Below are 11,146 nucleotides of genomic sequence, written 5' to 3'. Positions count from 1 at the left end.
TTCGCGGCAGCACGGTCCCGCGAGATCGAGCGTCGCTATGCCCCGGTCGTCCGGGAGGCGGGGACCGACCTGCGGGTCCGGGCCCAGGCACTGGCCGACGCCCTCACGCAGGACGGATACTCCGCCACCGTGCGCGACATCGGGGGAGGGAAGATCGCGATCCAGCTGTGCCAGGGGCACTGCCCGATCCAGCAGGTCGCGGAGGACTTCCCCCAGTTGTGCGACGCGGAGACCCAGGCCTTCTCCCGGCTCCTCGGAGTCCATGTCCAGAGGCTCGCCACCCTCGCGGGTGGGGAGCACGTGTGCACGACCCACATCCCTGTGGGCGTGCCCATCATCCGTCCGGCTGCACGGGCCGCGCTGCGCAAGTAGTGTGGCCCGGCCACACGCCGACTTCGGAGGAAAGGAAACCATGACCCAGTCACCGCCGGTGCCCACCACGGAGGACCGTCGACGGGCCGATGACGAGATCATCGAGTCGATCGGCGCCTACGAGTTCGGATGGCACGACAACGACGACTACTCGCGTGACGTCCCCACGGGGATCAACGAGGACGTCGTGCGTCGCATCTCGGCGCGCAAGCACGAACCGGAGTGGATGCTGGCCCGGCGCCTGAAGGCGCTCGAGATCTTCGAGCGCAAGCCGATGCCGACCTGGGGTCCTGATCTCTCCGGGATCGACTTCGACGCCTTCAAGTACTACGTCAGCCCCACCGACCACCAGGTCAAGGACTGGCAGGACCTCCCTGCCGACATCCGCGAGACCTACGACCGCCTGGGCATCCCCGAGGCGGAGAAGAACCGCCTCGTGGCGGGTGTCGCCGCCCAGTACGAGTCCGAGGTCGTCTACCAGCAGATCCAGGAGGACCTGGAGCGCCAGGGTGTCGTCTTCCTCGACACCGACACGGGGCTGCGGGAGTACCCGGAGATCTTCGAGGAGTACTTCGGCAAGTCGGTGCCCGCCGGCGACAACAAGTTCGCCGCGCTGAACACGGCTGCCTGGTCGGGCGGCTCCTTAGCGTACGTCCCCAAGGGCGTCCACGTGGAGATCCCCCTGCAGGCCTACTTCCGGATCAACACGGAGGCCATGGGACAGTTCGAGCGCACGCTGATCGTCGCCGACGAGGGCTCCTACGTGCACTACGTCGAGGGCTGCACCGCGCCGATCTACGACACGAACTCGCTGCACGCGGCGGTCGTGGAGATCTTCGTGCGCAAGGACGCCCGTGTGCGCTACACGACGATCCAGAACTGGTCGACCAACGTCCTCAACCTGGTGACCCAGCGCTCCATCGTGGAGGAGGGGGGCACCATGGAGTGGATCGACGGCAACATGGGCTCCGCCATCACCATGAAGTACCCCGCCTGCTACCTCATGGGTGACCACGCGCGGGGCGAGACGCTCTCCATCGGCTTCGCCGGTCCCGGTCAGCACCAGGACACGGGCGCCAAGATGGTCCACATGGCTCCGCACACGTCGTCCTCGATCGTCTCGAAGTCGGTGTCCAGGGGCGGTGGGCGCACCTCCTACCGTGGACTCGTCCAGGTGAACACCCGTGCCCGCCACTCCAAGTCCAACGTGCTCTGCGACGCGCTGCTCGTGGACCGGATGTCCCGGACGGACACGTACCCCTACGTGGACGTGCGCACCGACGACGTCGAGATGGGCCACGAGGCCACCGTCTCGAAGGTCTCCGAGGACCAGCTGTTCTACCTGATGAGCCGCGGGCTCGACGAGAACGAGGCCATGGCCACCATCGTGCGCGGCTTCGTCGAGCCGATCGCGAAGGAACTCCCCATGGAGTACGCCCTCGAACTCAACCGCCTCATCGAACTCCAGATGGAAGGATCTGTCGGCTGACATGAGCATCGCCGAATCCATGGCAACTCCCCATTCACACGGTGCGGCCGAGACGAGTTCGCACTCCTCGCGGGCGGACCGCCCGACCTCCTTCGATCCCGAGGACATCCCGGTGCCCCGTGGGCGCGAGGAGGACTGGCGTTTCACGCCCATCAGGCGTATCCGTCCCCTGTTCGACCCCGCCGACTACGACGAGGGCGACGCCCCCCTGCGGGTCGAGGCCCCGGAGCCGGTGACCGTCGAGGTGGTGGGCCGCGACGACGAGCGCCTGGGCACGGTGCTGGAGCCCGGGGACCGCACGGCCGTCGTGGCCTGGGACCGGTTCCGCACCGCCACCGTCGTGACCGTGCCCGACCAGGCCGTGCTGGAGCGTCCGGTGTTCATCACGGTCGACGACGTGCAGGGCGTGCGCGCCCAGCACCTCGTGATCGACGCGGGCCCGCTGAGCGAGGCCACCGTCATCCTCAGCCACCGCGGTGGCGGTTCCCTCAACCAGACCGTGGAGATCAGCGCCGGGGACGGCGCGCAGTTGACGGTCGTGTCCCTGCAGGAGTGGGACGACGACGCTCTGCACGCGTCCAACCAGCGCATGTCGCTGGGGCGCGACTCCGTGCTGCGCCACATCGTCGTCTCCCTGGGCGGGGACCTGGTGCGCCTGTCTGCCGACACCGACTTCCGCGCCCCCGGCGGGCAGCTGACCATGCTCGGCCTCTACTTCGTCGACGCCGGCCAGCACCTCGAGCACAGGGTCTTCGTGGACCACTCCCAGCCCGACTGCTACTCCCGGGTGACGTACAAGGGCGCCCTGGAGGGCAAGGACGCGCACTCCGTGTGGATCGGGGACTGCCTGATCGGGCAGGACGCCGACAACACCGACACCTATGAGCTCAACCGGAACCTGGTCCTCAGTGAGGGCGCCAAGGCCGACTCCGTCCCCAACCTGGAGATCGAGAACGGGGAGATCAAGGGGGCCGGGCATGCCTCGGCCACCGGACGTTTCGACGACGAGCAGCTCTTCTACCTGATGAGCCGTGGGATCTCGCAGGCCGATGCGCGGCGCCTCGTCGTGCGGGGCTTCTTCGCGGAGCTCATCGACCAGATCGGGGTCCCCGAGGTCGAGTCCCACCTCATGGAGGCCATCGAGGCGGAGCTCGCCGCGCAGGCCGAACGTGACCGCCAGACGACCGCCGTCCGCTGAACCCCGGCGCCACCCGCGCCATCCCTGAACGACCAGTCCGGCCCCCGTGCCGGTGTGGAGAGAAAGAGCACAATGTCCACCCTGAACATCAAGGACCTGCACGTCAGTGTCGAGACCTCCGACGGGCCGAAGGAGATCCTCAAGGGCGTCAACCTGACGATCAACACCGGCGAGATCCACGCGATCATGGGCCCCAATGGCTCGGGCAAGTCCACCATGGCCTACGCCCTGGCCGGGCACCCCGCCTACACGGTCACCGGGGGCGAGGCGCTCCTGGACGGGCGCAACGTCCTGGACATGACCGTCGACGAGCGCGCGAAGGCAGGCCTGTTCCTCGCGATGCAGTACCCCGTGGAGGTCGCCGGCGTCTCGGTGTCGAACTTCCTGCGCACGGCCAAGACCGCCGTGGACGGACACGCCCCCCAGATCCGTTCCTGGGTGAAGGACGTGCGCACCTCCATGGAGAACCTGCGCATGGATCCCGAGTTCGCCGAGCGCGACGTGAACGTCGGTTTCTCGGGTGGCGAGAAGAAGCGCCTGGAGATCCTGCAGATGGAGCTCCTCAAGCCCTCCTTCGCGATCCTGGACGAGACCGACTCCGGTCTCGACGTCGATGCCCTGCGCATCGTCTCCGAGGGTGTCAACCGGGTGCACGACGACACCGCCTGCGGCGTCATGCTCATCACCCACTACACGCGCATCCTGCGCTACATCCACCCCAGCCACGTCCACGTCTTCGTCAACGGGCACGTGGCCGCGCAGGGTGGCCCCGAGCTGGCTGACCAGCTTGAGGAAGAGGGCTACGACAAGTACCTCGGTCTGTGAGCACGGCGATGACGACCTCTCAGGGCGACTTCACCGCCGCGGAACTGGACGCCATCAGGCGTGACTTCCCGATCCTGGAGCGCACCGGGCGCGGGGGCGGCCCATCGCCTACCTCGATTCCTCGGCCACGTCGCAGAAGCCCGAGGTCGTCATCGCCGCGGAGCTCGAGTTCTACCGCCGCCACAACGCCGCCGTCCACCGTGGCACCCACCTGCTGGGTGACGAGGCGACGGCCGTCTACGAGGACGCCCGGGTGCGCGTCGCCGACTTCATCGGCGGCGCGCCCGAGGAGATCGTGTGGACGAAGAACGCCACCGAGGGCATCAACCTCGTCGCCTATGCGATCGGCAACGCCTCCGTCGGACGTGGGGGCGCGGAGGCGGAGCGCCTGCGCATCGGCCCCGGGGACCGGATCGTCGTCACCCGGGCCGAGCACCACGCCAACCTCGTGCCCTGGCAGGAGCTGTGCGCGCGCACGGGGGCGGAGCTCGCCTGGCTCGACCTCACCCCCGACGGGCGCATCGACCTGGACACCCTCCCGGTCATCACCGCGAACACGCGCCTGGTCGCCTTCACGCACGTGTCCAACGTGACCGGGGCGATCTCGCCGGTCGCGGAGATCGTGGCTGCGGCCCGCGCAGTGGGCGCCCTCGTCCTGCTCGACACCTGCCAGTCGAGCGCGCACCTGGCCATCGACGTGGCCGACCTCGGGGTCGACTTCGCGGTCCTGTCCTCCCACAAGATGCTCGGTCCCACCGGCATCGGGGCCCTGTGGGGCCGCAGGGAGCTGCTGGAGGCGATGCCCCCGGTGCTCATGGGCGGTTCGATGATCGCCACGGTCTCCATGGAGGCCACCGAGTACATGCCCCCGCCCGAGCGCTTCGAGGCGGGCTCCCAGCCCGTCGCCCAGATCGCCGGTTGGTCCGCGGCGCTCGACTACCTCTCCGACCTCGGCATGGACCGGCTCGCCGCCCATGAGGAGGTCATCACCCGCGCCCTGCTGGAGGGGATCTCCTCCGTGCCCGGTGTCCGCGTGCTCGGTCCGACGCAGGCCGACGGTCGCATCGGTGTCGTGGCCTTCTCCGTGGAGGGGGTCCACCCCCACGACGTCGGTCAGGTCCTCGACGCCCAGGACGTGGCCGTGCGCGTCGGCCACCACTGCGCGATCCCGTTGCACACCTTCTTCGGTGTCCGGGCCTCCGCCCGGGCCTCGGCCGCCCCCACGACTACGCTGGAGGAGGTCGACCTTCTCGTCGCCGCCCTGGCGCAGGTGCGGTCCTACTTCGGAGGGAACTGATGTCCAGCCTCGAACAGCTCTACCAGCAGGTGATCCTCGACCATTCCCGTGAGCGCCACGGCGCCGGGGTGCTCGCCGAGGGGATCGGGGCGAGCTCGCACCAGGTGAACCCCACCTGTGGCGACGAGGTCACCCTGGGGGTCTCCCTGGACGACGCGGGCAGGATCTCCTCCCTGGTCTGGGATGGGGACGGGTGCTCGATCTCCCAGGCCTCGCTGTCGATGCTCAGCGACCTGGTCGTCGGCCAGCCCACGCAGGAGGTGGGCGAGCTCTACGCGGCCATGGAGCAGATGATGCACTCGCGCGGCCACGGCGTGCCGGAGGAGACGCTCGACCTGCTCGGGGACGCCGCCTCCTTGGAGGGCACCTCGCAGTTCCCGAACCGTATCAAGTGCGCCCTGCTGGGGTGGTACGCCCTGCGTGACGCCCTGGCCAAGCTCGGCACCGACATCGCAGGAGGCACACGATGAGCAACCCCATGGCCCAGCCCGACCCGGTCGAGCAGCGGTTCGCCCCCGTGGCCCCCCCGCAGGGGAGCGGGCCCGACATCGAGGAGCACGGGAGCCTGGCCGGCGCGGATGTCGCCGAGGCCCTCAAGGACGTCATCGACCCCGAACTCGGGATCAACATCGTCGACCTCGGGCTCCTCTACGGCATCAGCATCGACGCCGACGACAACGTGCAGCTCGACATGACCCTGACCTCCGCGGCGTGCCCGCTCACCGACGTCATCGAGCGCCAGACGGACATGGTCCTCCAGGGGCTCGCGGCCTCGGTGACCGTGAACTGGGTGTGGATGCCCGCCTGGGGACCCGACCGCATCACCCCCGACGGCCGCGAGCAGCTGCGGGCCATCGGCTTCAACGTCTGACCGCGAGGTCCGCTCACTTCTGATCTCGAGGTCCGCTCACTTCTGACCGCGAGGTCCGCTCAGTTGCGGCCCACGGGAGGCAGTGAGCCCTGACCCGGGTCCGCGGCCCACCGCTCGTCGCGGGCCCACCGCTGGTCGGGGGCCCTCTGCCGGTCCAGAGGTCTGCGCCGGCGACGGGGGCGGGCGCCACCACACGCAGGTGCGTGGCACGACGCGTTCCGGCGCAAGCGGCGGCGACCAGGAGCGTGTCCCGGTCGGCCACCCCATGGACGGTGTGTGTCAGGACGCGCCCGTCCCGGGTCCGGCCGTGCCCCGTGCCCCGTCGTCCGCGCCCCTGTCCGGTGCGTCCGGGTGCTCCGTGTCCCCCGCGTCGGCCGGGCCGTCGGCGTCCTCGTGCGGGGAGGTCGACGAGGGCGACCCCGGCAGCCTGTCACGCACGGCCTCCGAGGCGGAGGCCACGGCGTCACCGACCACACCCGACGCGCCGGCGACGGCCTCGCCGACGCCCTGCCCGATGGACTGGGCGAGGGGCCCCACGCGGTCGATGACCGGGGCGATCGCGTCACCGACGGCGTGTGAGGTCTGGTCCCACAGGCGGGACGCGGGATCCAGCAGCTGGGCCTTGACCGCGCGGCGCATGACCTTGCCGAGCTGGTTGCGCGGGATCTCGGGGATGATCCCCAGCTTGCGGGGGAGTGCGTAGTGCGACAGGGACTTCTCCGCCCACGCCCGCACGTCCTCCAGGGTGATCCCGGTGACGCCCTCGTCGAGGATGAGCGCGGCCGTGACGTCCTCACGGTCGTCCCCCGAGGGGAGCCCGACCACTGCGACGTCGCGCACGCCCGGCATGGTCCGGATGGCGTCCTCGACCTGGCTGGGGTAGACGTTGAACCCTCCGGAGAGGATCAGCTCCTTCTTCCGGTCCGCCATGGTGATGTAGCCCTCGTGGTTCACCCCGATGTCCCCGGTCCGGAACCACCCGTCCTCCGTGAACACGCGCGCGGTCTCCTCGGGCATGTCGAGGTAGCCGGAGAACACCTGGGGTCCCTTGACGATGATCTCGCCGGGCTGTCCGTCCTCGACATCCCGGCTGGGGTCCTCCAGGTCGACCAGGCGCAGCTGGGTCGAGGGGAAGGGGATCCCGAGGACGCCGTGGCGGCGTGCGGGGGACAGTGGCGCGCCCGAGATGACGGGGGAGGTCTCCGAGAGTCCGTAGCCCTCCACGATGATCCCTCCGGTCGCCACCTCCCAGCGGCGGGCCAGTTCGCCCGACAGGGGCATGGCGCCGGCCACCCCGTAGCGGATGGACGTCAGGTCGGTCCCCTCCTCCAGCGCGCGGTCGAGGATCCGTTCGAACATCGGTGGGACGCCGACGAAGAAGGTGACGGGGCGGCGCCGGTGGGCCTCCAGGGCCATCCCGGGGTCGAACTTGGGGAGCAGCACCTGCGTGGCGGCGAGCTTCGTGGCCGCGCAGAGGAAGAAGGTCAGGCCGAAGGCGTGGAAGTAGGGGAGCAGGCTGTAGAACGTCTCACCTGCCTCGTGCAGCATCCACACCCAGAAGAGGCACTGGTTGACGTTTGTCGCGATGTTGCGGTGGGTCAGGGGCACCGACTTCGGCACACCGTTGGTGCCACCGGTGTGCAGGACCACCGCGGTGTCCCCGGCCTGGGGCAGGGGGACGCTGTCCGCCACGCGGGTGGCGTGGGGGACCAAGCGGTCCCAGGAGCGGGTCCCCTCGGGGGCGGTGCCGCGCATCTGGCGTCGCTTCTCGCGGGCCGGTGCGATGGGCAGGGAGAGCAGGAGCCGCTGGGTGCGTGGCAGGCCCGCGGAGATGTCGACGGTGAGGACCCTGCGGAGGTCGGTGGAACCGTCTGTGGGGAAGGCCCCCGCGCTCTTCTCCCACACCACGGCGACGCGGGCGTGGTTGCGTTCGAGCTGCCCGGCGATCTCCGGGGCCGGCGCCAACGGGTTGTGCTCCGAGGCCACGGCCCCGATGCGCTGGCAGGCGTAGAAGACGACGAAGGCCTGGGGGCAGTTGGGCAGTGCGATGGCGACGGTGTCGCCGCGGCGCACTCCGGCGTCGAGGAGCACCTGCGCGCCGCGCTCGGCCTGGTCGAGGACCTCCGCGTAGGTGGTGGTCGCGCCCAGGTAGTCCAGGGCGATGCGCTCGGGGTGGAGTCGGGCGGAGGTGGCGAGCAGCTCGAAGAGCGGGGTGTCGGCCACGGGGACCTCGAAGGGCACTCCGAGGGCGTACTGGGCGTGGGCCTGCTCGACGATGCTGGTGGACATGCTGCTCGCTCTCTCGGGTTCCGGACCGCTCCTTCCAGCCTACACCTACGCAAGCGTAGGTAGAGGGGTGGTGCCCGCTCAGACCCGGTCGGCGGAGAAGGTGTCGCACTGGGTGATCGAGCCGGACTCCAGCCCGGTCGTCAGCCAGCGCTGGCGCTGCTCGGCGGAGCCGTGCGTCCACGTGTCGGAGTCGGAGCTGCCCTGGTAGCGCTCCTGGATGCGGTCGTCACCGATGGCGGCCGCCGTCTGCAGGGCCTGGGCGATCTCGTCCTGGTCTGGCCTGCGGAGGAACACCTCCCCCGAGTCCGGGTCCACGGTGCTCGACGCGCGGTTCATCCAGATGCCGGCGTAGCAGTCGGCCTGCAGCTCCATGCGCACACCCGCTCCCTGGTCCCCCTGCTCCTGGGAGTCGTGTGCGGAGAAGGTCCCCATGAGGTTCTGGATGTGGTGCCCCCACTCATGTGCGACCACGTACTCCTGTGCCAACGGGGTGTCCGCGGCCCCGAAGTCGGACTCCATCTGCTGGAAGAAACCGAGGTCCAGGTAGACCGTGGAGTCCGCGGGGCAGTAGAAGGGGCCGGTCGCGGAGGTCGCCGACCCGCACCCGGTGGACACCGAGTCCTGGAAGACGACGAAGTCCGGGGGCTCGTAGGTGACCCCGGAGTCCTGGGCCGCCAGTTCCGCCGACCAGACGACGTCCAGGGAGTCGGCGGTGGTCACCATGCGGCACTCGGTGTGGGCGTTCGCGTCCGCCCCCGTGCGGCAGTGGGAGAGGTCGACACCCCCCGTCGTCGTCCCGTCCGCGGAGGAGTCCTGGTCACCGAGCAGGCCCGAGACGTCGACGCCGGTGAACTGCGCGATGAGGAAGACCGCGAGCAGCGCCACCACGGAGCCGCCACCCACACCCGCAGCCCGACGCCCGCCCCTCGAGCGGACCCGGCCCGGATCGGACTGCACACCCTCGTTGAAGCTCATGGTCCGAGCGTATCCGAGGGGGCACGACCTGCGCGGGTGTCAGTGCACGGTGAGGAAGAGTGTGCGCAGGGTCCCGTTGGGGTGGTACTCCAGGTCCGCGCTGACCTCTGGGGAGTCCAGGTGGTCGGGTCGAGCAGACCCGCCCTGTGCCACCTCCGCGACGGGGGAGACCGTCGCGCGGGGATCGGTGGCGAAGGCGAGTCGGGTCACCGGGCCCTCCTCGAGGACGCGGACGAGGTCGGCCCCGGCGCCCGTCACGGCACGGCGGCAGAGGTCGTCTCCGAGCAGCTGGTGGCACCCGATCACCTCGACGACGCCGATGCGGCCGCCCACCAGGTGGACGAGCAGCCCGAGGAGCTCGGCGTGGTACTCCGTCCAGTCGACGGTGGAGACCGGCAGCTCCTCGACGGGGAACTGGGCGGTGACGTTGATGAAGGTGGCGTCCGTGCCCGGGTCGTAGGTGACGCGTTCGCGTGGGGCGTGCTCGGGCAGTGACTGGCCGGGACCCAGGGGCGCGCGGGGCTGCCGGGCCGCGTCGATCGGTCCGGGCGTGGAGTCGGAGTGCGTGTCCGGCATGGGTGTCGATGCTCCTCGGAAGGTGTCAGGCATAGAAGCGTCCGAGGACGTCAGCCTTGAAGGACGGGTAGGTTCCCTGCTCGATGGAGGCGCGGATGCCGTCCACCAGGTGCACGGTGAACCATTCGTTGTGGATGGTGGCCAGGGTCGCTGCGAGGATCTCCTTGGCCTTGAAGAGGTGTCGCACGTAGGCGCGGGAGTAGTGGGTGCAGGTGTAGCAGCCACATCCCTGCACCAAGGGCGTCAGGTCGCGCCTGAACCGCGCGTTGGTGATGTTGAAGCGGCCGTCGGGGCCGTAGATCGCGGCGTTGCGGGCGACCCGCGACGGCGTCACGCAGTCGAAGGTGTCAGCCCCTGCCTCCACGGCCGCGAAGAAGTCGTCGGGCTCCGAGATCCCCAGGAGGTGACGGGGGCGGTCCTCGGGCAGCTCCTCGCAGACCCAGGAGACGATGCGCCCGAGGTTCTCCTTCTCCAGGGCACCTCCCACCCCGAAGCCGTCGAAGCGCTGTCCTTCGACCTCCATGTCCGCCAGGGTGCGGGCCGCCTCACGGCGCAGGTCCTCGTACTGGGCTCCCTGGACGACACCCCACAACTGCTGGCGTGGGTGGTCCGGGCGCGCTTCGGAGAGCCTGCGGTGCTCGGCCAGGCAGCGTGCCGCCCAGGCGTGGGTGCGTGCCAGGGACTCCTCCTGGTAGTCGCGCGGGTGGAGCAGGGAGGTGAGCTCGTCGAAGGCGAACATGATGTCGGAGCCCAGCTGGTGCTGGATGCCCATGGACACCTCGGGGGTGAAGCGGTGCACGGTCCCGTCGATGTGGCTGTGGAAGTCGACACCGTCCTCGTCGACCACCGCGCGCGAGGCCTTGACGGCCTGCATGCGCAGCTGCGGGTCCGTGGTGTCCCCCGACCCGGAGAACTCCTCGGAGAGCACCTTCTTGAAACCGGCCCCCAGGGAGAGAACCTGGAAGCCGCCGGAGTCGGTGTAGGTGGGGCCGGGCCAGTTCATGAACCGGCCGAGCCCCCCGGCCTCGTCGACCAGATCCGCGCCCGGCTGCAGGTAGAGGTGGTAGGCGTTGGCGAGGACCGCCTGGGCCCCCAGGTCTCGCACCATCTCCGGGACCAGACCCTTGACGTCGGCCTTCGTGCCCACGGGGACGAAGGCCGGGGTGCGGATGTCGCCGTGGGGGGTGCGGATGACCCCGGTGCGCCCCAGCCCGGCACCGTGCTCCAGGCGCGCACCGACCGCGAAGCCGACCG

Annotated in this window: 9 protein-coding genes and 2 pseudogenes; 7 read left to right on the top strand and 4 right to left on the bottom strand. The window is 70.0% G+C overall.

The window, feature by feature from the left end; genetic code table 11:
- The 7 genes and pseudogenes from TA90_RS06905 to TA90_RS06875 form a co-directional block, all read left to right on the top strand.
- The coding region (locus tag TA90_RS06905; RefSeq protein WP_043535338.1) for a helix-turn-helix transcriptional regulator at positions 1-372 on the top strand (372 nt) is incomplete at its 5' end.
- A gap of 40 nt (positions 373-412) precedes the next feature.
- Complete coding sequence (gene sufB / locus TA90_RS06900; RefSeq protein ID WP_043535337.1) at positions 413-1,861, top strand: Fe-S cluster assembly protein SufB; 1,449 nt, start codon at positions 413-415, stop codon at positions 1,859-1,861.
- A 1-nt stretch (position 1,862) separates the two neighbouring features.
- Positions 1,863-3,059, top strand: a complete 1,197-nt coding sequence (gene sufD, locus TA90_RS06895) for a Fe-S cluster assembly protein SufD (protein WP_052450606.1) — start codon at positions 1,863-1,865, stop codon at positions 3,057-3,059.
- Between the two features lie 72 nt (positions 3,060-3,131).
- On the top strand, positions 3,132-3,884 hold the full coding sequence (sufC, locus tag TA90_RS06890; RefSeq protein ID WP_043535336.1) for a Fe-S cluster assembly ATPase SufC: 753 nt from the start codon (positions 3,132-3,134) through the stop codon (positions 3,882-3,884).
- Positions 3,885-3,892: 8 nt separating this feature from the next.
- Positions 3,893-5,181 (top strand): annotated as a pseudogene (locus TA90_RS06885) (SufS family cysteine desulfurase).
- The gene (gene sufU / locus TA90_RS06880) at positions 5,181-5,651 is read left to right on the top strand and encodes a Fe-S cluster assembly sulfur transfer protein SufU (RefSeq protein WP_043535335.1); all 471 of its coding nucleotides are present in this window, start codon (positions 5,181-5,183) and stop codon (positions 5,649-5,651) included. Before TA90_RS06885 ends, sufU begins: the two are co-directional and overlap by 1 nt.
- Positions 5,648-6,052, top strand: coding sequence for a metal-sulfur cluster assembly factor (locus TA90_RS06875; RefSeq protein WP_043535334.1), 405 nt, complete (start codon positions 5,648-5,650; stop codon positions 6,050-6,052). Before sufU ends, TA90_RS06875 begins: the two co-directional genes overlap by 4 nt.
- A gap of 609 nt (positions 6,053-6,661) precedes the next feature.
- Here TA90_RS06875 and TA90_RS06870 read toward each other — a convergent pair.
- From TA90_RS06870 to tgt, 4 genes and pseudogenes are all read right to left on the bottom strand, one after another.
- Positions 6,662-8,341, bottom strand: a pseudogene (locus TA90_RS06870) (AMP-binding protein); the annotation flags it as partial.
- A gap of 78 nt (positions 8,342-8,419) precedes the next feature.
- On the bottom strand, positions 8,420-9,316 hold the full coding sequence (ypfJ, locus tag TA90_RS06865) for a KPN_02809 family neutral zinc metallopeptidase (protein ID WP_043535333.1): 897 nt from the start codon (positions 9,314-9,316) through the stop codon (positions 8,420-8,422).
- 39 nt (positions 9,317-9,355) lie between these two features.
- On the bottom strand, positions 9,356-9,892 hold the full coding sequence (locus TA90_RS06860; RefSeq protein ID WP_043535332.1) for a hypothetical protein: 537 nt from the start codon (positions 9,890-9,892) through the stop codon (positions 9,356-9,358).
- Between the two features lie 25 nt (positions 9,893-9,917).
- Positions 9,918-11,146: tRNA guanosine(34) transglycosylase Tgt (tgt, locus tag TA90_RS06855; RefSeq protein ID WP_043535331.1), on the bottom strand; the 1,229-nt coding region annotated here is incomplete at its 5' end.

The sequence above is a fragment of the Actinomyces polynesiensis genome (genome assembly GCF_000820725.1).
GTDB lineage: Bacteria > Actinomycetota > Actinomycetes > Actinomycetales > Actinomycetaceae > Pauljensenia > Pauljensenia polynesiensis.
Note: the sequence above shows the minus strand (reverse complement) of the source record. Positions and strands in the feature narration are given on the sequence as shown.

What these genes read in the sequence shown, in the direction of transcription:
- sufU (WP_043535335.1), top strand. Translation starts at nt 5,181, where the DNA reads ATGTCCAGCCTCGAACAGCTCTACCAGCAGGTGATCCTCGACCATTCC.
- TA90_RS06860 (WP_043535332.1), bottom strand. Translation starts at nt 9,892, where the DNA reads ATGCCGGACACGCACTCCGACTCCACGCCCGGACCGATCGACGCGGCC.
- sufC (WP_043535336.1), top strand. Translation starts at nt 3,132, where the DNA reads ATGTCCACCCTGAACATCAAGGACCTGCACGTCAGTGTCGAGACCTCC.
- sufD (WP_052450606.1), top strand. Translation starts at nt 1,863, where the DNA reads ATGAGCATCGCCGAATCCATGGCAACTCCCCATTCACACGGTGCGGCC.
- sufB (WP_043535337.1), top strand. Translation starts at nt 413, where the DNA reads ATGACCCAGTCACCGCCGGTGCCCACCACGGAGGACCGTCGACGGGCC.
- TA90_RS06875 (WP_043535334.1), top strand. Translation starts at nt 5,648, where the DNA reads ATGAGCAACCCCATGGCCCAGCCCGACCCGGTCGAGCAGCGGTTCGCC.
- ypfJ (WP_043535333.1), bottom strand. Translation starts at nt 9,316, where the DNA reads ATGAGCTTCAACGAGGGTGTGCAGTCCGATCCGGGCCGGGTCCGCTCG.